Source organism: Microbacterium luteolum, assembly GCF_039533965.1.
Classification (GTDB): Bacteria; Actinomycetota; Actinomycetes; order Actinomycetales; family Microbacteriaceae; genus Microbacterium; species Microbacterium luteolum.
This window is the reverse complement of sequence record NZ_BAAAUN010000001.1, coordinates 3046519-3069463: the sequence shown is the minus strand read 5'-3', so window position 1 is coordinate 3069463 and position 22945 is coordinate 3046519. Positions and strand designations below refer to the sequence as shown.

Genomic DNA, 22945 nt, shown 5'->3' with positions numbered 1-22945 from the left:
GGCCGGGAGCGACCGCTCTCAGTGCGTGTACTCCATGAGCTCGACGCCGAGCACCCGGAACGCGTCATGGGCGCGCAGACGGTGCGTGATGGAGAGATCGTCGAAGCAGACGATGAGGGAGTAAGCGATACCGGCCCGTGGCCCCGCGAGCACGCCGGCCTCGGCGCGCACGCCGCGGTCGCGGCCCGTCTTGTTGATGAAGAGCAGACCGTGCGCGTCGTGGTCGTGCGCGAACGGGTCGAGACCCGTGGATGCCGCCACGAGACTCAGATCCTGGTTGAGGCTGAGCCATTCCGAGACCTGCGCGCTGACGGCGGCGTCGACGACCTGCGAGTTCACGAGCGCTGAGAAGAGACCGGCGAATTCACGGGCCGACCCCACGGCGACCTGAGGAGCGTCATCCGGTCCGCGCTGGTCGCGGAAGCGGTCGAGAAGAGCGGTGCGGCGCAGCCCGAGCGACTCGATGCGCTGACGCACACGGTCGTGGCCGACCCGCTGCAGCAGCGCGTTCACCGCGATCGGGTCGCCGGCGGTCGCGGCCAGCACGGCGAGATCTTCGAGGGGCAGCGCGGGTGCATGCAGGTTCCGCCACAGCCCCGACGTCTCCACAGCCTCCACGACCGTGCGGTCGACGATCTCCAGCGGATCCAGCGTGCCGTTCTCGAAGCCTGCCGCGACCTCGATCAGCAGCGGCACCACGCCGAGTCCCGCGACCGGCATGGTGACATGGTCGTCGCCGGCGAGCACGTGCACATGGTTGTCGAGGTCGACGACATGCACCGAGACCTGCGCCCCGGCATCCGCCAGCTCCTCGAGCGACCGCAGGGTCGAGGTGAACGAGCGGCGCCCGACGGCGGCCCGGCGCGGGAGGCGCCTGCTGGCGCGCTGCGAGCGGCGTCCGCCGGCTGAGGCCGGGGCCGAGGAGTTGCGGAACCCTTCGAAAGGCTCGGGAGCGCCCACGCGTGATCCTTAGGGGGGATGGGGATTGCGGGATACCGAGAGGATGCGCTCCCCAGCGGCAGGGATATCGTAACCCCGCCGCCGGGAAGATCGTCACAGACTGCGGTGATCGGTCACCAGATGGTCACCCGGGACTCCTGCGGCAGCCAGAGGGCATCGGCGTCGCTCACGTCGAATGCGGCGTAGAAGGCGTCGATGTTACGCACGATCTGGTTGCAGCGGAACTCGTTCGGCGAGTGCGGGTCGATCGTGAGGAGCCGCAGGGTCTCGGCGTCGCGACTCTTCTGCTGCCAGACCTGCGCCCAGGAGAGCAGCAGGCGCTGCACGCCCGTGAGCCCGTCGATCACGGGCCCTTCAACGGTCCCTGAGCCCGACGAAGGGTCGAGCGACAGCTCATAGGCCTTCAGCGCGATGCCCAGGCCCCCGAGGTCGCCGATGTTCTCGCCGATCGTCAGGGCGCCGTTGACGTGATGCTCCGCGTCCAGCCCCTCGGGCACGAGCTCGTCGTACTGCGCGATGAGCGCCTTGGTGCGCTCCTCGAACGCCGCGCGATCGGCATCCGTCCACCAGTCATGGAGCCGCCCGGAACCGTCGTAACGGCTGCCCTGATCGTCGAAGCCGTGGCCGATCTCGTGGCCGATGACCGCACCGATGCCACCGTAGTTCGCGGCGGCGTCGCGCCCTGCGTCGAAGAACGGGTACTGGAGGATCGCGGCGGGGAACACGATCTCGTTCATCGAGGGGTTGTAGTACGCGTTCACCATCTGCGGCGGCATGTGCCACTCGTCGCGGTCGATCGGCTTCCCGACCTTGTCGACGTGGCGGTCGTGCTCGAAGATCGCCGCGCGGCGGATGTTGCCGAACAGGTCGTCCCGATCGATCGTGAGGCTCGAGTAGTCGCGCCACACGGCCGGGTGGCCGATCTTGGGGGTGAAGGAGTCGAGCTTGGCAAGCGCGCGCTCGCGCGTCTCGGCGGTCATCCACTCGAGGTCCGTGATGCTCTGCCGGTACGCCTCGATGAGGTTCGCGACGAGCTCGTCCATCGCGGCCTTCGCCGTCGGCGGGTAGTGGCGCTCGACGTAGACCTTGCCGATCGCCTCGCTCAGGGCGCCCTCGGTCACCGAGACGCCGCGCTTCCAGCGCTCGCGGATCGTCGGGACGCCGGTGAGCTCGGTCCCGTAGAACGAGAAGTTCTCCTGCACGAAGTCGTCGGTCAGGTACGGGGCCGCGGCATGCACGACCTGCGCGCGCAGCCACGCCTTCCAGTCGTCGAGGCGCTCGGCGGTGAGAAGCGTGCCGAGGCCCTCGAGGTAGCTCGGCTGGGAGACGACGGCCTCGTCGAAGGCTCGCGGGTTGGACGGGGCGACCGCCTCGCGCCAGGGGGCGAGGTCGACGCCGGCGAGCTCCTGGATCTCGGTCCAGTTCTTCAGGTTGTAGGTCGCGACCGCGTCGCGGCTCTTCACGTTGTCCCAGTGGTGGCCGGCCAGCTCGGTCTCGAGCGTGATCGCGCGGTCGGCCTCGGCGGCGGCATCCGCGATTCCGGCGAGCGCGAGCAGACGCTCGAGGTGCGTGCGGTACTTGGCCCTCGTCTCCTCGAACGTGTCGAGGCGGAAGTAGCTCTCGTCGGGCAGCGACAGGCCCGACTGCACGATGACCGGTACGTAGCGCTCCGGGTCGCCCGGGTCGCCGTCGACGTAGAACCCGATCAGGTGCGCGCGACCGTCGCGGTCGTAGGTGCCGACCGTGCGCAGGAACGAGGGGATGCTGTCGATCGCGGCGATCTCGGCGAGGGTGTCGGCGAGCGGGGTCACACCGGCCGCGTCGATGCGCGCGGTGTCCATGAAGCTCGCGAAGAGGTCGCCGATCTTGCGGGCGAGGGTGCCGTCCTCGGCATCCTGCGACTCCTCGATGATCGTCCTGACGTCTTTCTCGGCCTGCTCCGCGAGCAGGTGGAAGGAACCCCAACGGGCCTTGTCGCCCGGGATCTCGGTGCGAGCGAGCCAGGCGCCGTTCACGTGGCGGTACAGGTCGTCCTGCGGGCGGATGTCGGAGCTGAACTCGTCAAGGGCGAGGCCCACGGGAAGAACGTCAGTCATGCGAACAGCCTATGACGAGCCTCCGTCATTCGGCCTTGCGGATCCCCCAGCGACGGCGGCGACGTTCCGGCTCGGGGGCGGATGCCGCGGGCCGGGCGGCGCGGCGCTCGCGCCAGGCCGCCACCGCGGCGTCGATGTCGCGCGGCGGCGTGACGACCGGCGGCCCGCCCTGGAGCTGGCGCCGCGCCTCGATCACGCGCCGGTTGAAGTCGGCCAGCACATCGCGCACGTCGGACTCCCGACCGAGCAGGTCGAGCTGATCGTCGAGTTCGCGGTCCTCATTGCGCAGCAGGATGGCCGGTGGGCCGAGCCCGGTGAGGTTCTCGGTCTCGATCTTGCGGCGGATCCACCAGTCCGGGTCGTGGTGGGTACCGAGGCCCTCCAGTGGCTTGCCGGCACCCGGCAGGTCGTCGAACTCGCCGCGGCGGATCGCCACCTGGATCGCGGTCTCGATGAAGGCCGCCCGATCGACGGCGGCCGCGGCGCCCGGGGCGACGCCCTCGTCGTCGTCATCCGTCGAGCCCTGCTGCTGCCGCGCCCGATATCGCGCCGCACTCTCGCGTGGATCCGTCATGATGCACCTCCGCAGCATCCGCGTTCCCTCCCCACCCTAAGCTCGGAGGATGACCGCGCGCCGCTCCCTCAACCGAGAGATCCTGCGGCTCGCCGTTCCCGCGCTGGGCGCGCTGATCGCGGAGCCCGCCTTCCTCATCGTCGACGCGGCTCTGGTCGGGCACCTGGGCACGACGCCGCTCGCCGGACTCGGCATCGCCGGTGCCGTGCTGCAGACGATCGTCGGTCTGATGGTCTTCCTCGCCTACTCGACCACCCCGGCGGTCGCTCGTCGCTTCGGTGCCGGACGGCCGGGCGATGCCGTGACGGTGGGCGTGAACGGGATGTGGCTCGCTCTCGCGCTGGGTGCGGCGCTCGCGGTCGTCGGCACCGTCGCGTCGCCGTGGCTCGTCTCGCTGTTCGGAGCGGGGGAAGCGGTCGCCGAGCAGGCGAACGCCTATCTCGTCATCTCGATGTGGGGGCTGCCGGCGATGCTGATCGTGTTCGCCGCGACGGGTCTGCTGCGCGGGATGCAGGACACCGTGACGCCGCTGTGGATCGCCGGGCTCGGCTTCGGTGCCAACGCGCTCCTCAACTGGCTCTTCATCTACGGACTCGGGTGGGGCATCGCCGGATCCGCCGCGGGCACCGTGGCCGCGCAGTGGGGCATGGTCGCCGCGTACGTGCTGGTCGTTCGTCGGCTCGCCACCCGGCACAGCGCGTCTCTCCGCGCGCAGCGGGCAGGCATGCGCAGCACTGCCGCCTCGGGCGGCTGGCTGTTCCTGCGCACCGTGAGCCTGCGCGTCGCCCTCCTCGCGACGGTCGCCGTCGCCACGGGCATCGGGACCGAGGAGCTCGCCGGCTGGCAGATCGTCTTCACGATCTTCTCGGCCGCGGCCTTCGCGCTCGACGCGCTCGCGATCGCCGCGCAGGCGCTGATCGGCAAGGAGCTCGGCGCCGGCGACGAGAAGCAGGTGCACCGCGTGCTCGGCCGCACCGTGGCCTGGGGTGCGTGGTTCGGCCTCGCCGTCGGCGCGCTGATCGCCGCGACCTCGGGCGTGCTCGGCATCGTCTTCACCGGCGACCCGGAGATCGCGGCGCTCGTGCAGCCGGCGCTCATCCTGCTGGCCGCCGCACAGCCCGTCGCCGGAATCGTGTTCGTGCTCGACGGCGTGCTGATGGGGGCGAACGACGCGCGGTACCTCGCGATCGCCGGCGCGCTGAACCTCGTGCCGTTCCTGCCCGCGCTGTGGATCATCGCCGCGGTCGGCGTCGATGGCCGTGCCGGCCTCGTCTGGCTTGCGCTCGCGTTCTTCGGCGTGTATCTGCTGGCGCGGCTCGCGACGCTGGGTTGGCGCGTGCGGTCAGGACGCTGGCTCGCCGCCACCGTCTAGTACTGCACCGGAGCGGCTGAAACCGGGTTGTTCACAGCCTCCGGCTCCGCGATATACAGCGCTTCCGGCCCCTGGCATCCTCGAATCACGGGAGTCACAATGGGGGGATGCTGGGGATGAATGAACCACAGATCTGGACGCTGATCGGCGTCTTCGCCGCGGGGATGTTCGGCACGATCACGCTGATGTCGACCATGTTCGTGCGCATGATGCAGAACGGGTTCGACGGCGTGAGGAACGAGTTCAAGAGCGAGTTCGCGGGCGTGCGGACCGAGTTCGCAAATGTGCGAACGGAGTTCAGAAGCGAATTCGCCGCCGTGCGGACGGAGATCAAGGCCGTGCACGGACGCATTGATCACCTGGACCGCGACGTCAACGCGATCTATCGCCACCTCTTCGGCGTCGATCGCGGATGAGCGACCACCCGAACCGAGTCAGGCGATCTCGAGCTCCGAGATCACGATCTTCTTCATGTGCATGAGCGCCTGGATCTGCTCCGGACGCTGCTGCAGCAGATCGAGGCCGGCCGGGACGACCTGCCAGCTCACGCCGAACCGGTCCTTGCACCACCCGCACGCCTCCGCCTCCGGCACCGCGGACAGCGCCTGCCAGTAGTGGTCGATCTCGGCCTGGTCGGCGCACTCGATCACGAAGGAGACGGCCTCGTTGAACGTGAAGACGGGTCCCCCGTCGATGCAGCCGAACCGCGTGCCGTTCAGGGTGAACTCGCCGTTGATGACCTTCCCGCCCATGCCCTCGAAGTGCTCGCTGAGGTTCTCGTCGGGGTAGAGCGTCACCTGGTCGATCGACGAGTTCGGGAACACCGAAACGTAGTACTCCATCGCCTCCTGCGCGGAGTCGTGGAACCAGAGATACGGACGGATGGGTGTAGGACCTGCCATGTCGGCCTCCTCGATCGGCACTCACGCTACGCCCGCGGGCACCGCGTGTCGAGGGGGTTCCTCCACGCGATCAGTCGGCGTATCTCCGGCACCACTCGTACATGATCACGGCCGCCGCCGCACTGGCGTTGATCGAGCGCGTCGAGCCGTACTGCGTGATCTCGATATGGGCGGATGCCGCGGCGAGCGCCTCCGCCGACAGTCCGGGTCCCTCCTGACCGAACAGCAGCACGCACGTCTGCGGAAGGTCGGCGCGATCCACCGGCACCGCCCCCTCGACGTTGTCGACCGCGATGATCGGGAGGCCCTGCTCGGCGGCCCACGCCGCGAACGTCTCGACGTCCTCATGGTGCACGACGTGCTGGTAGCGGTCCGTGACCATGGCGCCGCGCTTGTTCCAGCGGCGGCGACCGATGATGTGCACGGTGTCGGCGAGGAACGCATTGGCGCTGCGCACGATCGAGCCGATGTTCATGTCGTGCTGCCAGTTCTCGATCGCGACGTGGAACGGATGCCGCTGGGTGTCGAGATCCGCGACGATCGCCTCCATGCGCCAGTAGCGGTAGCGGTCGATGACGTTGCGGGTGTCCCCCGCCGCCAGCAGGTCGGGGTCGTAGTGGTCGTCGAGCGGCCAGGCATCCGACCCACCCGGCCAGGGCCCGACGCCGTACCCGGGCTGCGGCACCGAACCGGTGTGCGAGGTCGGTTCGGCATCCGGTGCGGCCGTCTGCTCATCCATCACGCCAGGCTATCCGCCGGCACAGATGTCGGCCGACACGCCAGATGTCGGACGCCATCGCCGATTCGGTCCGACATCTGGCGTGTCGCCCGACAAGTGAACCCAAACCGGCACCGTTCCCACTTTTAGGTACACCGAAAACACGCTATGGTTTCGGTGTGCCTAAAAATTCCTCGTCAGTGCTGACGCCGTCCGTCCGCACCGCTCCCCGCAGCACCGCGCCCCGCAGCCTGTGGCTCCTCGGCCCCGCCCTCGTCGCGGGCGTCGCGTACCTCGACCCCGGCAACGTCGCGAGCAACATGACGGCGGGCGCCCAGTACGGCTACCTCCTGGTGTGGGTCGTGGTCGCCGGCAACGTGATGGCCTGGCTGATCCAGTACCTCTCCGCGAAGCTCGGCGTCGTCACGGGCCAGAGCCTGCCCGAGGTGCTGGGCACCCGGCTGCGGCGACCGTGGGCCCGTCGCGCGTACTGGCTGCAGGCCGAGCTGGTGGCAATGGCGACAGACCTCGCCGAGGTCATCGGCGGTGCGGTCGCGCTGTACCTGCTCTTCGACATCCCGCTGCTGCTGGGCGGCGTCATCACGGGTGCCGTGTCGATGATCCTGCTGGCGGTGCAGAGCCGCCGCGGCGCGCGCCCCTTCGAGTTCGTGATCATCGGACTGATGGTCATCATCACCGTGGGCTTCGTGGCGGGTGTCTTCGTGGCCCCGCCAGACCCCGCGGGCGTCGTCGGCGGCCTCGTGCCCCGCTTCGAGGGGACGGGATCCGTGCTGCTCGCGGCATCCATCCTGGGCGCGACGATCATGCCGCACGCGATCTACGCGCACTCCTCCCTCGCCCGCGACCGCTTCGGCGCGACGACCGCGCACGCGGGCGACGAAGCGGTGCGCACCGAGACCTCGCGCATCCGCCGCCTCCTCACCGCGACCCGCTGGGACGTCTCGATCGCCATGGTCATCGCGGGCTCCGTGAACCTCGGCATCCTGCTGCTGGCCGCGGCGAACCTCGCCGGTGTCGAGGGCACCGATTCGCTGGAGGGCGCGCACGCGGCCCTCGCCGCCGGTCTCGGTCCCGTCGTCGCCACCTTCTTCGCCGTGGGCCTGCTCGCCTCCGGCCTGGCATCGACCTCGGTCGGCGCGTACGCGGGCGCCGAGATCATGCACGGCCTGCTCCACGTGCGCATCCCCCTGCTCGCCCGCCGTCTGGTGGCCCTGATCCCGGCGCTCGTGATCCTCGGGATCGGCGTGGATCCGACCCTCGCCCTCGTCCTCAGCCAGGTGGTGCTGTCGTTCGGCATCCCGTTCGCGCTCATCCCCCTGGTGGCGCTCACGGCGCAGCGCCGCACCCTCGGCGCCTGGGCCAACAGGGTGTGGACGACGGCAGCCGGCATCGTGGCATCCGTCCTGCTGATCGCGCTGAACGGCGCGCTGCTCTGGCTGGTGCTCACCGGCGCTTGAGAAAGCGCGGTCCGCGGCGCGGATAGGCTCGATGTCATGTCTGCCGACACCGCCCGCCGCAACGTCCGCCTCCTCAGCTGGAGCGGACTCGCCGCCGGTGTCATCGGCGGCCTGCTGATCGCGTTCCCGCAGGTGCTGCCGGTCGGCGGCCCGTGGGTGCAGCTCGCGCTCGGCATCGCGACGCTCGTGCTGTCGTTCCGCGCCCGTCGGGTCGGCATCGCCGAGATCCCCGACTACGACGGACGCCTGTCCTTGGCGGCGGCCCTCCTCGGATTCCTCGTGATCTTCTTCGCGGGGCAGGTCGCCTGGGGCGTGCTGGTCGCGGTCGCGAACTGAGCGCCGCCCCCACCCTCATTTAGACTGGCTCCCGTGGCTTCCCCCGCAGCAGACGACTACCTGAAGACCGTCTACGCCCACACCGAATGGCAGGACGCGCCGATCACCCCGTCGGTCCTCGCCGGAAAGCTCGGCATCGCCCCGTCCTCGGTCACCGAGATGGTGAAGAAGCTCGCGGCCGCAGGCCTCGTCTCGCACGTGCCCTACGGCGCGGTGCGGCTGACGGATGCCGGGACGCAGCGGGCCCTCGCGATGGTGCGCCGCCACCGCCTGATCGAGACGTGGCTCGTGCGCGAGTTCGACTACGGCTGGGACGAAGTGCACGACGAGGCCGAGGTTCTCGAGCACACGATCAGCGACCGGCTGCTGGAGGGCATCGACGAGCGACTGGGCCGCCCGCGGTTCGACCCGCACGGTGACGCGATCCCCGACGCCTCCGGAGTGGTCGAGCGCGAGCCCTTCGTGCTGCTGGCGGATGCCCCGGCCGGCCACGTGGGCCACGTGCTCCGGGTGGACGACCGGGATCCGGATCTCCTCCGCGCCCTGGAGGGCGCGGGAGTGGAGATCGGGACCACCCTCGCCGTGACCGCCGACGGCGTGCGCCTGGGCGGAACGGACACCGTGCTTCCGGACGGCAGCGACGACGTGGTCTGGCTCTCGGCCTAGAACGACGTCCGGCGGTCGGCCGCCGGGTCGGCCGCGCTCAGGCTCCGATCACGCCGACGATGAGGTACATCACGAACGACAGGCCCGCCGCGATGCCCGCGTACGGCAGGATCGCGAGCATGAGGTTGTGCGGCTTGATGCCGATCGAGCGCGACGCGAGGATGATCCCGTCCCCGTAGAGGCAGGTCGTGCTGCCCAGTGCGGCACCGGAGAACACGGCCGCACCGGCGAGGATCGGGTCGGCGCCGAGCGCGATCGCCAGTGGCAGCACGACCGGGGTGATGACGGCCGCGAGGTCCCAGAACGAGCCGGTCGCGTACGCGTAGATCCCGCAGACGGCGAACACGATCGCGGGAAGCAGCGCCGGTGTGAGCACGGGCTCCGTGACCGCGATGACCCAGTCGGCGAGGTGGAGGGACATGTTCATCTCCTGCACCATGAAGGCGAGCACCGTGAGCACGGCGACGAACAGCATGCTCTCGATGCCGGCGAGCGCTGATTCGAGCACCTCGCGGATGCGCAGGCGTCGCTGGATGAGAGTGATCACGATCGTGACGACGAGGGCGGCAGCCGTGCCCTTCACGACGTTCGCCTCGGTCAGGATCGTGACCCCGACGAGGGTGACCATCGCCAGGAGGAACGGCCAGGCCTGCGGGCGCTTCACCTCGACCTCGGTCTCGAGGGCCGCCGCGACGCGCTGAGCGGTCGAGCCGTCGGCATCCGTCGCTCGGATCTCCTGGAGGAGGACCGCCCCCTCGGCCTCGCGCTCCTCCGCGGTCGTGCCGAGCGGGAACACGTCGCCGTCGCGCTCGGCGCGCACGGCGTCGCGCTTGGTCGCGCCGATCCGCGGAAGCCACCCCGCGCTCATCAGAAAAGCCACCACGATCGCGATCCAGCCGAAGAAGATGTACGGGATCGCCTGCAGATACGCACCGAAGCCGGATCCCCCGACGGTCACGCCCTGCGCCTCGAAGAGGCCGGAGAAGAAGAGCGCCCAGGTCGAGAACGGCACGATCACGGCGATCGGCGCCGCCGTCATCTTCATGATCGAGCCGAGCTGCGTGCGGGGCACGGCGTAGCGGTCGGTGAGGGACTTCAGCGATGTGCCGACAGTGAGGACGTTCAGGTAGTCGTCGACGAAGAGGACCACGGAGAGGAAGAACGTCAGCAGGGTCGACTTGCGCCGCGAGTTCACGAACCGCTCGGTCCAGCGGGCGAAGTCCGAGACGATCCCGGAGCGCTCGAACAGTGTGATCAGGATGCCGAACAGCACCACGATCAGCAGGAGCCACTGGGCCGTCTCGTTCGCGAGCGACTTGCCGAAGTACTCGACCCAGGTGTCGAAGGCGCCCCAGCCGGTCAGCAGCAGCGCACCGACGAGGGTGCCGCAGAACAGCGCGAAGAGCGTCCTGCGTGTCAGCACGGCGACGAGCAGGATGACCAGGATGGGAAGGAGCACGAAGCCGCCGACGGCGGGGAGTGTTGTCGCCTCAGCGAACATGTTCACCTCGTTGTGATCAGGAGACGACGAGGCCGCCGACGGCGGTCTCGGATACGGGAACGTCGACGAATTCGTCGGCGGAGACCTGGAGCGGATCGGCATCCCACACCGCATAGTCGGCGCGGTACCCGGGGGCGAGCCGACCGAGATCGACGTCGCCCTGTGCGCGCGCCGCACCGACGGTGTAGCCGTGCAGCGCCTGGTAGGCGGTGAGGCGCTGCTCCGGTTCGAACACCGGAGCGTCGGGAGCGCCGGGCCGTCGACGCAGCATCGCCCAGGCGAGGCCGATCCTCGCGTCGTTCTGCGCGATCGGCCAGTCCGAGCCGAGGGCGACCGCGGCGCCGGCGTCCCAGAAGTCGCGCACCCGCCACGCGCGTGCCGTGCGCTCGGGGCCCAGGCGGTGCGCCCAGTCGTCCCCCGCGTCGGCCTTGCGCCACTGCAGGTGCAGGGGCTGCATCGAGGCGGTGATACCGGCGGCGGCGATGCGCGCCAAGTCGCGATCGGCCGTGGTCTCGAGGTGCTCGATGCGGTGCGGCGCCCCGTTCGCTGCTCTCGGCCCGGCCTGAAGATACGCGTCGACGGCGCTGCCGATGGCGCGGTCGCCGATCGCGTGCGTCGCCACCTGGAATCCGGCCCTGGCGTACGCGTCGACGGTGCGGGCGTAGGCCGCGTGGTCCTTCCAGAACGGCTCGAGGCCTGCTCCCGCGGTGTCCGGCTCGTAGAGCCAGGCGGTTCCGGTCTCGACGACACCGTCGGCGTAGAGCTTCACGAGTCCACCGCGCCAGTGCGCGCCGCCGAGGTCGCGCACGGCGAGGTTCGCCGCCATCCGCTCGGCATCGAACGACGGCTCGTGGTCGACGGCCGACACGATGCGGATGGGGAGGCGCCCGCTCTCGTCGAGCTCGCGCAGCAGGTCGAGGGTGCCGAAGGATCCGTCCATGATGCATCCGCCGGTGAGGCCCGACGAGCCGAGGCCGCGCAGCAGCTGATGCGTCGCGTCGAGGGTCTGCTCGCGGCTGAGCGCGGGGGCGGCGAGGCGGACGGGCTCGTAGGCCGACATCTCGCGGAGCTCGCCCGTGGGCGCGCCGTGGGCGTCGACGACGATGACCGAGGTGTCGGCGAAGTCGCACGCGCCGGTGATCCCCCCGCGGATGAGACCGGCGGAGCTCGCGAGGGCGGTGTGTCCGTCGTACATCACCAGCAGCGCGGGTAGGCCGCGCACCGCGTCGTCGATCGCGGCCGCCGTGCAGGGCAGCGCGTGGAACACGTCGTAGTCGAGATTCCAGCCGCGCACCCACGGGTCCGCGTCCTCGGCCAGCGCGCGGTCCGCCTCGGCGCGGAGGGCGGCGAGGAGGGCGCGCGCCTCGGTGATCCCGCCGAGATCGGCTCCGACCGCGAGCTCGAGCCCCTGGATCGGATGCAGATGCGCGTCGATGAGCCCGGGCGTCAGCGTCTTCCCACGGTGGTCTCGCACCTCGGTGCCCGCACCGCGGAACTCGGCGACTGTCGCATCGTCGCCCACGGCGAGGATGCGTCCGTCCCGCACCGCGAGCGCGGAGGCGAGCGGGCGACGCGGATCCATGGTGACGATCCGCGCTCCTGTGATGATCACGTCAGCGGCGACAATGGTCATGGCGGGGGCTCCCGGCAGAGGGTTTAATTGAATGAGTTTCAATAAAGTAACAGAGAACGGGTCCATGACAAAGCAGCAGCGCAGCGCCGGTCGCCCGAGCGCCACCGTCCTGACCGAGGAGAAGATCCTCAAGGCGGCGTTCCGCGTGGCGGGATCGCGCGGACCCGCGCAGTTCACCATGACCGCGCTCGCCGCAGCGCTCGGCGTGCGGACCTCGGCTCTGTACCACCACTACGCGAACCGCGATGCGGTGATCCGCGGGATGCGGGCGCGCATCGGCCGGCTCACCGATCTCGCGCCGCTGCAGGATGCCGATGCCGTGGAGGCGCTGTTCGGATGGGGCGTCAGCTATCGCAAGGCCCTGCTCACCGCACCGGGGGCGATCGTGCTCCTGGCCACCCTCCCCATCGACGCGGATCGGGAGTCCTTCGTGCAGTACGAGGCGGTCACCGATCGACTGCTCGCGGCCGGCTGGCCTTCGGCGCGGACCCTCGACACGATCGTCGCCCTCGAGTCCTTCATCATCGGCTCCGCCCTCGACGCGCTCGCCCCCGGGGACAACATGTCTCCCGGTGCACTGGCCGACGAGTTCCCCCGCTACGCCGAGTCCGAGCGCCTCCGCGCGGCGGCCGGCGACGACCCCGCCGCGGCGACCTTCCGCATCGGCTTGCGTGCCCTCATCACCGGCCTCGCCGCCTGGGCCGTCCCGCCCGCGGACATCAGACCTCCGGCGGTCACCCCGTCCCTCTAGGCTGTGCACATGGCCCAACGAGACGACATCGAATGCTGGCTCACCGACATGGACGGCGTGCTCGTCCATGAGAACGACGCCATCCCCGGAGCATCCGAGCTGCTCGCCGGCTGGGAGACCGCCGGCATCCCGTACCTGGTGCTCACCAACAACTCGATCTTCACCGCCCGCGACCTGTCGGCACGCCTCCGCACGAGCGGACTGCACGTGCCGGAGGAGCGGATCTGGACCTCGGCCCTCGCCACCGCATCGTTCCTGCAGCAGCAGCTCCCCGGCGGCTCGGCGTTCGTGATCGGCGAGGCCGGCATCCTCACCGCCCTGCACGACGCCGGCTTCATCATGACCGAGACGAACCCCGACTTCGTCGTCGTCGGCGAGACGCGCAACTACTCGTTCGAGGCCATCACGAAGGCCATCCGCCTCATCATCGGCGGCGCGCGCTTCATCGTCACGAACCCCGACGCGACCGGACCGAGCGCCGACGGCCCGCTGCCGGCGACGGGGGCGATCGCCGCCCTCATCACGAAGGCCACGGGCAAGGAGCCGTACGTCGTCGGCAAGCCGAACCCGATGATGTTCCGCTCCGCGCTGAACAAGATCGGCGCGCACTCGAAGCGCACCGGCATGATCGGCGACCGCATGGACACCGACGTGGTCGCCGGCATCGAGGCGGGCCTGCACACCGTGCTCGTGCTCACCGGCATCAGCGACCAGGCCGAGATCGAGAAGTACCCGTTCCGGCCCGACGAGATCGTGCAGTCGGTCGCCGACCTGCTGCCGCGGATCACCGACACGATCACGACGGTCAAGACGAAGAAGTGACGCGTGGGCGCGCTTGACGAGGGCGAGCGGATCCGCGCGGCGGATGCCGCGGCATGGCGCGCCTGGCTCGAGGAGAACCACGAACGCGCGGCCGGCGTCTGGCTCCTGAGCGTGCGCGGCACGGACGCCGGCGGCGTCGGCTACGAGGACGCCGTGCGGCAGGCGCTCTGCTTCGGATGGATCGACGGCCCGGTGCGCGTCTTCGACGAGGGAAGCGACGACCGCGCCAACGGGCAATGGTTCTCGCCGCGCCGCCCCGGCAGCGGATGGGCCGCGACGAACAAGGCGCGCATCGCCCTGCTCGAGGCGGAAGGGCTGCTCGCGCCGGCCGGCATCCGGGTGCTGGAGGTCGCGAAGGCCAACGGGTCCTGGACGGTGCTCGACGGACCGGAGGCCGGGATCGAGCCCGACGAGTTCGCCGCAGCGCTCGACGCCGTGCCCGCGGCGCGGGAGAACTGGGACGCGTTCCCGAAGTCGGTCAAGAAGTTCGGACTCACGCACATCGCGATGGCGAAGCGACCCGATACGCGGTCGGCGCGCATCGCGAAGATCGTGGCGGATGCCGCGGAGGGGAAACGCCCATGAACCAGAGCGACGTGCTGTTCCTCGTCGTCTTCCTGATCCTGCTCAGCTCGCTGACGGTGATCATCGTGCAGTTCGTACGCTCCCGCCGACGCGGCGGCCAGGGCGACGGCCGCGGCGGCAACTGGTGGGAAGGCCCCTGGGACGAAGACGACCCGAAGCGCTGACCGCAGCGCTCAGGACGCCAGCGAGGCCCCCGGGATCGCCGCCAACAGCTCCTTCGTGTACGGATGCTGCGGATCGTCGAAGATGCGCTCCGGAGTTCCGCTCTCCACGACGACGCCCCGCTGCATGACGTGCACCTCGTCGGAGATCATCCGCACGACCGCGAGGTCATGGCTGATGAACAGGTAGCTGAGCCCGAGACGTCGCTGAAGGTCGGCGAGCAGGTCGAGGATCTGCGCCTGCACCAGCACGTCGAGGGCCGACACCGCTTCGTCGAGGACCACGAGCTCCGGCTCGAGGGCGAGCGCCCTGGCGATGGCCACGCGCTGCCGCTGCCCACCCGAGAGCTCGTGCGGCAGGCGCTCGGCCATGGCCGCGGGAAGAGCGACCTGCTCCAGGAGCTCCAGGACGCGGGCGTGCCGGGTGGTCGCGGTGCCGATGCGGTGCACCCGCAAGGGCTCCGCGATCGACTGCTCGACCGTGTAGCGCGGGTCGAGCGAGGCGTAGGGGTTCTGGAACACCGGCTGGACCCTCCGGCGCAACGCGAAGAGCTCCTTGCGGCGGAGTCCGGTCAGATCGAGGCCGTCGAACAGGATGGATCCCGATGTGACGTCCTCGAGACCCAGCACCATGTTGGCGGTCGTCGACTTGCCCGAGCCCGACTCCCCCACGATCGACACGGTCGTGCCGCGACGGATCGAGAAGCTCACGCCGTCGACGGCGGTGAAGCTCTGCGCCTCGCCCGGCTTCGGCGAGCGCAGCGCGAACTCTTTACGGAGGTCCCGTACCTCGACGAACGGCGTCTCCGACGCGACGGACTCGCGCTGCGGCAACGGGTCACGACGGGACGCGAGGCTGGGCGCGGCCGCGAGCAGCTGCCGGGTGTACTCGTGCTGCGGGTTTCCGAGCACCTCGGCCGAGGTGCCCTCTTCGACGATCTTGCCGCGGAACATCACGACGATGCGGTCGGCGCGCTCGGCGGCGAGCGCCAGGTCGTGCGTGATGAGGAACACCGCGGTGCCGAGCTCGTCGGTCAGCTCGTCGAGCTGGTCGAGGATGCGGCGCTGCACGGTGACGTCGAGAGCGGAGGTCGGCTCGTCGGCGATGAGCAGCCGCGGCGTGCAGGCGAGCCCCATGGCGATCAGCACCCGCTGGCGCATGCCGCCGGAGAACTCGTGCGGGTACTGGCGCGCGCGGTTCGCGGCATCCGCGATCCCCACCATCTCGAGCAGCTCGACGACCCGGGCCGTCGTGGCGTCGCCCGACGTGCGGCCGTGCACCTCGAGCGCCTCGCCGATCTGGTCGCCGACCCGCATGAGCGGGTCGAGGTTGGACATCGGGTCCTGCGGGACGAGGCCGATCCCCGCGCCGCGCAGCGAGATCATCGCGTTCTCGCCGAGCTCGGTGAGCTCGCGCCCGTCGAAGCGGATGCTGCCGGCGGTGATCACTCCGTTGTCCGGGAGGAGCCGGTTGACGGCCGCAGCCGTCGTGGACTTCCCGGATCCGGACTCGCCGACCACGGCGACCGTCTCTCCCGCGGCGACGTCGATGTTGACGTCGCTGATCGCGGTGACCAGCTCGGAGCCGGTCCGGAAGGCGACCGCCAGGCCCTTGATGCTCAGCACGGGCTCGGTGATGCTCATGGTGTTCTCGTTCCTTCGGTTTCACGGGAAGTCGCGGTGTCACGGGATGTCTGGTCGCCCAGGAGTGCGGGGAGGACCGATCGCCACAGGGTCTCGGTCGTGGCCGGTTCGGTGGCGAGGAGGCGGTTGCCGAGCATCACGACGGCCATGCCGGCGCCGGGGATGATGCCGAGGGCACAGCCGGTGAAGCCGGGGTGCCACAGCATCCGCTGTTCGTGACCGTCGACCCGGACCGTGTCGCTGCGCCAGCCGAGCGCCTGGCCGGAGTCGGGTCCGTCGCGGAACAGCTCGGCGACGGCATCCGGATTCCACAGATCGGCGTGCTGCGCGGGAGCGGCGAGCGCCGTGCCGAGCGTGAGCAGGTCGTCGGCGGTGCTGAACAGTCCGGCGTGCCCGGCGATCCCGCCGAACGCATGGAAGCAGTTGCCGTCGTTCGCCGCCCCGGCGATCTCCTCCTCGCGCCAGGCGAAGTGACGTCGGGAGGTGAGGATCGGATAGGGCTCGCCCGTGGCCACCATGCGGCGCTCCGCGATATCGCCGACCGCGGTCGATGCGACCGGGGTCGCCACGGGCCCGAAGCCCGTGCGGTCGAGTCCGAGCGGCGTGGTCACGAGGTCGCGGACCGCGGCGTCCAGCGGCATGCCCGTGACGGCGGCGACGATGCGGCCGAGCAGCAGGAAGCCGAGATCGGAGTACTGGCGCCCCTCGTCGAGTGCGTAGCGCAGGGGCATGGCGTCCATGGCGGTGACCGGGTCGCGCGGGTCCAGATACAGCGGCTGCCATTCCCAGAGACCGGCGCGATGCTGCAGCAGGTGGCGGAGCGTCGTCGGCGGCGCGCATGCGGTGCCGGGAAGGAAGCGCGAGACGAGGTCGTCGAAGCGGAGGTCGCCACGGCCGACCAGGGCGAGCACGGCCGTCGTGGTCGCGGCAACCTTGGTCACGGAGGCGATGTCGAACGCGGTATCCCCCGTCATCGGCGCTCCCGCGACGTCGGCGTGACCGCCGGCGGCCACGTCGCGCCCGGACGGCGAAGCGATGCCGACCACGACGCCCGCCGGAGCGGAAGACCCTGCCAACACGGCCTCGACAGCCTGCACGGCGCTCATGCGCGCACCTCCTCATGGATCCGGCTGTGCGCGGGCCGGATGTCCGCGAGCACCTCGGCTTCGACGTCGGGCGCGAGCGCATCGATGCCGAATCCGAGGCCGGCGCCGAGCTCGAGCACGTCACCCTCGGAGCGGATGCCGCCGATCACGGGCGACCGCCGGAGCCAGAGCGCCGCGTCCAGATCGTGCACCTCGTCGGGAGCCAGGACCGCCGCGAGATGCGCGGTGGCGGTGACCCCGACCGGAGACTCCATCATGCAGCCGAACACGATGCCGAGCCCGGCTTCCTGCGCGGCACGGGCCGCCGCGACGGCCTCGGTCGGACCGCCGGTCTTCGCCAGCTTGATGTTCACGAGGTCGGCGGCGCCGCGGTCCGCGATCGCCCGGACGTCGCGTTCGGTGCGCACGGCCTCGTCGGCCATGATCGGGGTGCCGACGGCCGCCGTGACCGTCGCCAGCCCTTCGAGGTCGGATGCCGCGACGGGCTGCTCGACCAGCTCGATGTCGAGCCCCTCGTCCTCGAGGGCGCGGATCACCCGGATCGCGGTCTCCGGGTCCCAGGCCTGGTTCGCATCGATACGAAGCGTGATCGCCGGGCCGACGGCGGCGCGCACGGCCCGGAGACCCGCGACCGTGTCGTGCGCGGCGGAGGCCTTGATCTTGAGGCAGCCGAATCCGGCCGCGACGTGCGCGATCGCCTGTTCCGCCAACTCCGGCGGAGGCGCGGTCGACAGCGTCATGTCCGTGCGGAGGCGCGACGGCGCCGTCGCGCCGTTCCCCAGAAGCGCCTCCGCGACGGACAGCCCCCGCTGTCGCGCGGCGAGATCCGCCACCGCGCACGCGACCCCGCTGCGAGCGGCCGCATTCCCCCAGATCGACGCGGCGATGACGCCGGCCAGCGCAGGGTCGCCGGCTCGCCTCCCGGCGACCGCGGCACCGAGCGGTCCGGTCACCGCGGCGGCGACGCTCTGCGGGCTCTCCCCCGTGACACGCCAGCTCACCGCCGCCTCGCCCCAGCCGACGCGGCCATCCGCATCGGTGGCCTCGACGAGCACCACGTCGAGGCGATCCGTGCGGCGCACCGCCGTGACGAAGGGTCGCACCAGCGGCGACGACACCCGCAGCACGCGCATCCGCTCCACGACGCTCATGCCCACTCCCTGCGCATCCGCTGCTCCGGTTCGCCGAAGTCGGGCTGGGTGCGGGTCGCTCCGTCGGCCTGCCAGCCGCGGGACTCGTAGAAGCCGATGGAGGGCGCGTTGGCAGCGAAGACCCAGAGCGTGGCGGCATCCGCCCCCGCCGCGCGGAGGGCCTCGGCGGCCGTCGACAGCAGCGCCGTGCCGACCCCGCCGCCGTGCGTGCGCGGCGAGACGTACAGGGAGTGCACCGCCCCCTCGCCGTCGCTCACGGCGTAGCGGGTGAGGCCGACGACCTCGCCGTCGCGCTCGGCGACCAGCAACTCGCCGACCGGGTCGGCCAGCACACGTCGCCACAGGGCCTCAGCGCGCTCATCGGTCATCGCGTCGATCGCGGATGCGGGCAGGATGCCGCGGTAGCTCTCCCGCCAGCATCCCAGAAACACGCCGAGCACCCCGGACAGGTCGTCCGGGGTCGCAGGGCGCACCTCGACGTTCACGATGCCGCGGCCTCCGCGAGCGTGAGAGAGTCGATGCCGGACACGGGCTGCGGCATCACGAGCGGACCGGCACCCGGGGTGATCGTGCCGAGGATGCGCGGTTCCCGCGCCCCGGTGCCGCCGGGGACGATGGCCGAGACGCCGTGCATCGTGCACCAGCCGATCAGCGCGAGGAGGATCGCCTCCTTGCTGTCCGCCGGGGCGCCGAGCTCATCGGCGAGGACGACCCGCGTGCCCGGCAGGGCTGCGCGCAGTCCGTCGAGGATCAGCGGATTGCGGCATCCGCCTCCCGACACCGCGAGGAACTCGATGCCGGCCGTCGCCACATCGCGCGCGACGGTCTGCACCGTGAGCTCGGTGAGCGTGCGCACGACGTCTTCGACCGGGATCTCGCGCCCCTGCGCCGCGAGGTGCTCGTGCACGTAGCCGAGGTGGAAGTGCTCCTTGCCCGTGCTCTTCGGCGGGGTCAGCGCGTAGTACGGGTCGGCGAGCAGCGCCGCGAGCAGCGCGTCGTCGACGTGCCCCGTGCGCGCGATCCGGGCGTCGTCGTCGTACCCGAGCGGGTTGAGACCATGCTCCACGATGACCGCGTCGACGAGCGCGTTCGCCGGGCCGATGTCGTACGCGACGAGGCCGTCGGGTCGCACCACCGTCATGTTCGAGATGCCGCCCAGGTTCAGGGCCGCCGAGACCCCGGCGTGCGTGCGCAGCAGCAGCTCGTCGAGGAACGAGACCAGGGGTGCGCCGTGCCCGCCCGCCGTGATGTCGCGGATGCGGATGTCGGAGACGACCGGGGCTCCGACGCGCTCGGCGATCCAGGCGGGCTGCCCGATCTGCAGCGTTCCGAGCGCGTGCGCGCCGTCGACCCAGTGGTAGACGGTCTGCCCGTGCGAGCAGATCGCGTCGACGCCGCCGACCTCGGCGGAGATGTCGGCGGCGACCTCGGCGAACGCCTGCCCGATGAGCGTGTCGAGCTCGGCGACCTCGGCGAGCGTGGTCTGCGCGGGCGGGAGCGCGGCGATCAGCCTGGCGCGGAGCTCGGCGGCGTACGGCACGCTCGTCGAGGCGAGGACGGTCCCCCGCAGAGCGACACCGGATGCCGAGGGGGCGTCGTTCGCCGTGAAATCCACGACGGCCGCATCGATCCCGTCGTGCGAGGTGCCGGAGATGAGTCCCAGGACGCGCATCAGTTCTCCTCCAGTGCTGTCCGCAGCCGGCCGTCGGCGGCGGTGATCCGTGCGGTGGCCTCGGTGAGGTCCTCGCCGCGGCGGAGCATGATCGACGCGATCTTCACGTCGTAGCCCGCCGTCTCGAGGGCGCCGATCGCGGCTTCCCGATCGACGGCGGCGATCGACTGCACCATACGGGTGGCGCGCTCGCGGAGCTTGTGGTTGGTCGCCTTCAGGTCGACCATCAGGTTGCCGTAGGCCTTGCCGCCTCGCACCATGACGATGGTCGAGAACATGTTGAGCACCAGCTTCTGCGCGGTGCCCGACTTGAGGCGCGTCGAGCCGGAGAGCACCTCGGGGCCGACCTCGACCTCGATGCCGTGCTCCGCGGCCGCGCTGAGCACGGTGCCCGTGTTGCAGGACAGCCCGACGGTCAGTGCGCCGCGCTCCCGCGCACGCCGGATCGCGGCCACGACGTAGGGCGTGCGTCCGCTGGAGGCGATGCCGATCACGGTGTCGAGCGGGCCGATGCCCGCCTCGTCGATCGCGGCGCTGCCCGCGTCGGCGTCGTCCTCAGCGCCCTCGACCGGATTCACGATCGCTCCGGGGCCGCCGGCCATGATCGCGAAGACGAGCTCCGGCGGAGTGCTGAACGTCGGCGGGCACTCCGAGGCGTCGACGACCCCGATGCGTCCCGGCGTCCCCGCGCCGACGTAGACGAGCCGCCCGCCGCGAGCCATGCGCTCGGAGGTCGCCTCGATGGCCGGGACGATCTGCGGGAGCGCCCGCTGCACGGCACCGGGCACCGTGGCATCCGCGTCGTTCATCGTCTGCGCGAGCTGGGCGACGCTCATCAGGTCGAGTTCCGCATAGCGCGGGTCGCTCGCCTCGGTGGCGAGTCCGCCGAGATCCTCCATCGTCATCGCTTGCCCCTGTTCCGCGGGTCGAGACTGTCGCGCAGTCCGTCGCCGAGCAGGTTCAGGCCCACCACGAGCAGGACCACGATCACACCGGGGGCGATCATCGTCCAGGGGGCGATGGTCACGAGCGTGCGCGCCTCGAAGATCATCGATCCGAGCGACGGCGCCGGCGGCGGCGTCCCCAGGCCGAGGAAGCTCAGCGACGCCTCGGTGAGCACGGCCCACGACAGCGAGAGCGTCACCTGCACGATGATGATCGACGTGATGTTGGGCAGCACATGGCGGAACATGGTCGCCATGCGGCTCTGCCCGGTGCTCTTCGCGGCCTTGACGTACTCGACCTCGCGGAGCGACAGCACAGGACCGCGGGTCACCCGGATGAAGATCGGCACGTAGACGATCGCGATGGCCACGGCGATAGTGAACCAGTTGCGCTCGAAGACCGAGGCCAGCGAGAGGGCGAGCAGCAGCGGCGGGAACGCGAAGAGCACGTTCGTGACCGCCGTGATCGCGCCGTCGGAGAAGCCGCGGTAGAAGCCGGCGATCAGACCGCACACCGTGCCGACGACCGTGGCGAAGGCGACGGCGACGAGCGAGATCAGGGCGGAGTTCGCGACGCCGGCGGCCACGCGGGAGAACACATCGCGGCCGAACTGGTCGGTGCCGAACCAGTGCGCACCCGACGGCGGCTGCAGGCGCGACGGCGGGTCCTGAGCGAGTGGATCGAACGGCAGCAGCCCGAACGCCGAGACGATGCTGAGCACACCGAGGAGGACGACGATGACGAGTCCGGTGAGACCGCTCCTGCTGCGCAGCAGCAGCCGCACGCGCTCCATCGTGCGTCCGCCGCCGGGGGCGAGAGCAGGGGTCTGAGAGATGTCGGTCATGCGGCACGCACCCGAGGATCGATGACCCGGTACAGCAGGTCGGTGAGCAGGTTGACGATGACGAACGCGAGCGCGATCACCAGCACGGTGCTCTGCACGAGCGCGTACTCCTTCTGCTGGATGCCGAGGAGCACCTGGCGGCCGATGCCGGGGAGCGAGAAGATCTGCTCCACCACGACCGCACCGCCGAGGAGGTAGCCGAACTGCAGGCCCGTCATGGTGACGATCGGCACGAGCGCGTTGCGCAGCACGTGCCGGATCTGCAGGCGACGCGGTGGCACGCCCTTCGCGCGCGCGGTGCGGATGAAGTCGTTGGCGCGGATCTCCAGCACGGCGGTGCGCGTGGTCCGCATGATCGGGGCGGCGATGCCGAAGCCGAGGACGATCGACGGGAGCAGCATCTGCTGGAGGTTCAGCAGCGGGTCCTGGAAGAGCGTGGCGAAGCCCTGACCGTTGGGGTTGAACCCGAACGAGGAGGCCAGGATCGCGAGCAGCGCGGTGCCGAGCAGGAACGCGGGGATCGAGAGCCCGGCGAGCCCGACGACCTGGCCGAAGCCGTCGCGGACCGAGTCGGGCTTCGAGGCGGAGAGCATGCCGAGCGGGATGCCGATGGCGAGGGCGATCACGATCGAGAAGATCGCGAGCTCGAAGGTCACCGGCAGGGCGGCGAGGGTGAGGTCGAGCACGCTGGTCTGCGCGCGCGAGGAGAAGCCGAGGTTGCCGGTGAAGATGTTGCCGAGCCACGAGAAGAACTGCACGAACAGCGGCTGGTCGAGACCGTAGTAGGCCTCGAGAGCGGCGCGCTGCGCGGGTGTGAGGGCGGCTGCCTCGGTGCCGAGGCCCGAGCTGATCTGGTCGCCGGGGATGGCGCGCAGCATCAGGAAGACGAAGACGGCCACGCCGAGGAGCGTGCCGAGGGCTGCGAGGATGCGGCGCAGCACGGTGTTGCGGAGGATCTGTCTGAACATGCGAGTGTGAGGCTGCCTGTCGTCGGGGAGGAGGCGGCGCCGGCCGGTCGTGCACCGGCG

24 protein-coding genes are annotated in these 22945 nt (G+C 70.6%); 9 read left to right on the top strand and 15 right to left on the bottom strand.

Annotation, left to right across the window (positions count from 1 at the left end):
* Positions 1-18: 18 nt before the first annotated feature.
* The 3 genes from ABD648_RS14855 to ABD648_RS14845 form a co-directional block, all read right to left on the bottom strand.
* Complete coding sequence (locus ABD648_RS14855) at positions 19-960, bottom strand: serine hydrolase (protein ID WP_282215728.1); 942 nt, start codon at positions 958-960, stop codon at positions 19-21.
* Between the two features lie 113 nt (positions 961-1073).
* The gene (locus ABD648_RS14850) at positions 1074-3056 is read right to left on the bottom strand and encodes a M13 family metallopeptidase (RefSeq protein WP_282215727.1); all 1983 of its coding nucleotides are present in this window, start codon (positions 3054-3056) and stop codon (positions 1074-1076) included.
* Positions 3057-3081: 25 nt separating this feature from the next.
* Positions 3082-3630 (bottom strand): DnaJ family domain-containing protein, encoded by a 549-nt coding sequence (locus tag ABD648_RS14845; RefSeq protein WP_282215726.1) that lies wholly within the window; start codon positions 3628-3630, stop codon positions 3082-3084.
* Positions 3631-3679: 49 nt separating this feature from the next.
* Between ABD648_RS14845 and ABD648_RS14840 the strand changes: the two genes are divergently transcribed.
* On the top strand, positions 3680-5002 hold the full coding sequence (locus tag ABD648_RS14840) for an MATE family efflux transporter (RefSeq protein ID WP_282215725.1): 1323 nt from the start codon (positions 3680-3682) through the stop codon (positions 5000-5002).
* A gap of 116 nt (positions 5003-5118) precedes the next feature.
* Complete coding sequence (locus ABD648_RS14835; protein ID WP_282215724.1) at positions 5119-5418, top strand: hypothetical protein; 300 nt, start codon at positions 5119-5121, stop codon at positions 5416-5418.
* Positions 5419-5436: 18 nt separating this feature from the next.
* Here the strand turns inward: ABD648_RS14835 and ABD648_RS14830 are convergent, their stop codons facing one another.
* Both ABD648_RS14830 and ABD648_RS14825 read right to left on the bottom strand, forming a co-directional pair.
* Positions 5437-5904 (bottom strand): VOC family protein, encoded by a 468-nt coding sequence (locus tag ABD648_RS14830; RefSeq protein WP_282215723.1) that lies wholly within the window; start codon positions 5902-5904, stop codon positions 5437-5439.
* 70 nt (positions 5905-5974) lie between these two features.
* The gene (locus ABD648_RS14825; RefSeq protein WP_282215722.1) at positions 5975-6643 is read right to left on the bottom strand and encodes a TrmH family RNA methyltransferase; all 669 of its coding nucleotides are present in this window, start codon (positions 6641-6643) and stop codon (positions 5975-5977) included.
* Positions 6644-6801: 158 nt separating this feature from the next.
* On the opposite strand from ABD648_RS14825, the gene ABD648_RS14820 reads away from it, so the two are divergent.
* Genes ABD648_RS14820 through ABD648_RS14810 form a run of 3 tightly spaced genes read left to right on the top strand, consistent with a single transcriptional unit; the run spans position 6802 to position 9102 of the window.
* Positions 6802-8100, top strand: coding sequence for an Nramp family divalent metal transporter (locus ABD648_RS14820; RefSeq protein WP_425561712.1), 1299 nt, complete (start codon positions 6802-6804; stop codon positions 8098-8100).
* 36 nt (positions 8101-8136) lie between these two features.
* Positions 8137-8436: a hypothetical protein gene (locus ABD648_RS14815; RefSeq protein WP_282215721.1), complete on the top strand. Its 300-nt coding sequence runs from the start codon at positions 8137-8139 to the stop codon at positions 8434-8436.
* 33 nt (positions 8437-8469) lie between these two features.
* Positions 8470-9102 (top strand): metal-dependent transcriptional regulator, encoded by a 633-nt coding sequence (locus ABD648_RS14810; RefSeq protein WP_282215720.1) that lies wholly within the window; start codon positions 8470-8472, stop codon positions 9100-9102.
* A gap of 37 nt (positions 9103-9139) precedes the next feature.
* Here ABD648_RS14810 and ABD648_RS14805 read toward each other — a convergent pair whose 3' ends face one another.
* Together ABD648_RS14805 and ABD648_RS14800 are read right to left on the bottom strand one after the other, a co-directional pair.
* Positions 9140-10603 carry a Na+/H+ antiporter NhaC family protein gene (locus ABD648_RS14805; RefSeq protein ID WP_282215719.1) on the bottom strand — a complete coding sequence of 488 codons (1464 nt, stop codon included), beginning with the start codon at positions 10601-10603 and terminating at the stop codon, positions 9140-9142.
* Positions 10604-10619: 16 nt separating this feature from the next.
* Positions 10620-12236 (bottom strand): amidohydrolase, encoded by a 1617-nt coding sequence (locus ABD648_RS14800; protein WP_282215718.1) that lies wholly within the window; start codon positions 12234-12236, stop codon positions 10620-10622.
* A gap of 64 nt (positions 12237-12300) precedes the next feature.
* On the opposite strand from ABD648_RS14800, the gene ABD648_RS14795 reads away from it, so the two are divergent.
* The 4 genes from ABD648_RS14795 to ABD648_RS14780 are packed head-to-tail and all read left to right on the top strand — an operon-like array spanning position 12301 to position 14558.
* Positions 12301-12987 (top strand): TetR/AcrR family transcriptional regulator, encoded by a 687-nt coding sequence (locus ABD648_RS14795; RefSeq protein ID WP_282215717.1) that lies wholly within the window; start codon positions 12301-12303, stop codon positions 12985-12987.
* Positions 12988-12996: 9 nt separating this feature from the next.
* Positions 12997-13809, top strand: coding sequence for an HAD-IIA family hydrolase (locus ABD648_RS14790; protein WP_282215716.1), 813 nt, complete (start codon positions 12997-12999; stop codon positions 13807-13809).
* Between the two features lie 3 nt (positions 13810-13812).
* Positions 13813-14394 (top strand): YdeI/OmpD-associated family protein, encoded by a 582-nt coding sequence (locus tag ABD648_RS14785; protein WP_282215715.1) that lies wholly within the window; start codon positions 13813-13815, stop codon positions 14392-14394.
* The gene (locus tag ABD648_RS14780) at positions 14391-14558 is read left to right on the top strand and encodes a hypothetical protein (RefSeq protein WP_282215714.1); all 168 of its coding nucleotides are present in this window, start codon (positions 14391-14393) and stop codon (positions 14556-14558) included. The genes ABD648_RS14785 and ABD648_RS14780 overlap by 4 nt, the downstream gene beginning before the upstream one ends.
* Before the next feature lie 9 nt (positions 14559-14567).
* Here ABD648_RS14780 and ABD648_RS14775 read toward each other — a convergent pair whose 3' ends face one another.
* From ABD648_RS14775 to ABD648_RS14740, 8 genes are read right to left on the bottom strand one after another with little or no spacing between them, the layout of a single operon-like run.
* Positions 14568-16199, bottom strand: coding sequence for an ABC transporter ATP-binding protein (locus tag ABD648_RS14775; RefSeq protein WP_282215713.1), 1632 nt, complete (start codon positions 16197-16199; stop codon positions 14568-14570).
* Entirely contained in the window at positions 16196-17305 is a 1110-nt protein-coding gene (locus ABD648_RS14770; RefSeq protein WP_282215712.1) for a serine hydrolase domain-containing protein, read from the bottom strand. Before ABD648_RS14770 ends, ABD648_RS14775 begins: the two co-directional genes overlap by 4 nt.
* A complete protein-coding gene (locus tag ABD648_RS14765; RefSeq protein ID WP_282215711.1) occupies positions 17302-18456 on the bottom strand; it encodes a mandelate racemase/muconate lactonizing enzyme family protein in 1155 nt (384 codons plus the stop codon). Before ABD648_RS14765 ends, ABD648_RS14770 begins: the two co-directional genes overlap by 4 nt.
* The gene (locus ABD648_RS14760) at positions 18453-18941 is read right to left on the bottom strand and encodes a GNAT family N-acetyltransferase (RefSeq protein ID WP_282215710.1); all 489 of its coding nucleotides are present in this window, start codon (positions 18939-18941) and stop codon (positions 18453-18455) included. The genes ABD648_RS14765 and ABD648_RS14760 overlap by 4 nt, the downstream gene beginning before the upstream one ends.
* Positions 18938-20128, bottom strand: a complete 1191-nt coding sequence (locus ABD648_RS14755; RefSeq protein WP_282215709.1) for an anhydro-N-acetylmuramic acid kinase — start codon at positions 20126-20128, stop codon at positions 18938-18940. Before ABD648_RS14755 ends, ABD648_RS14760 begins: the two co-directional genes overlap by 4 nt.
* Positions 20128-21033 (bottom strand): N-acetylmuramic acid 6-phosphate etherase, encoded by a 906-nt coding sequence (gene murQ / locus ABD648_RS14750; protein ID WP_282215708.1) that lies wholly within the window; start codon positions 21031-21033, stop codon positions 20128-20130. Before murQ ends, ABD648_RS14755 begins: the two co-directional genes overlap by 1 nt.
* Complete coding sequence (locus ABD648_RS14745) at positions 21030-21917, bottom strand: ABC transporter permease (RefSeq protein WP_282215707.1); 888 nt, start codon at positions 21915-21917, stop codon at positions 21030-21032. The genes murQ and ABD648_RS14745 overlap by 4 nt, the downstream gene beginning before the upstream one ends.
* Positions 21914-22885 carry an ABC transporter permease gene (locus ABD648_RS14740; protein WP_282215706.1) on the bottom strand — a complete coding sequence of 324 codons (972 nt, stop codon included), beginning with the start codon at positions 22883-22885 and terminating at the stop codon, positions 21914-21916. Before ABD648_RS14740 ends, ABD648_RS14745 begins: the two co-directional genes overlap by 4 nt.
* Positions 22886-22945 lie beyond the last annotated feature (60 nt).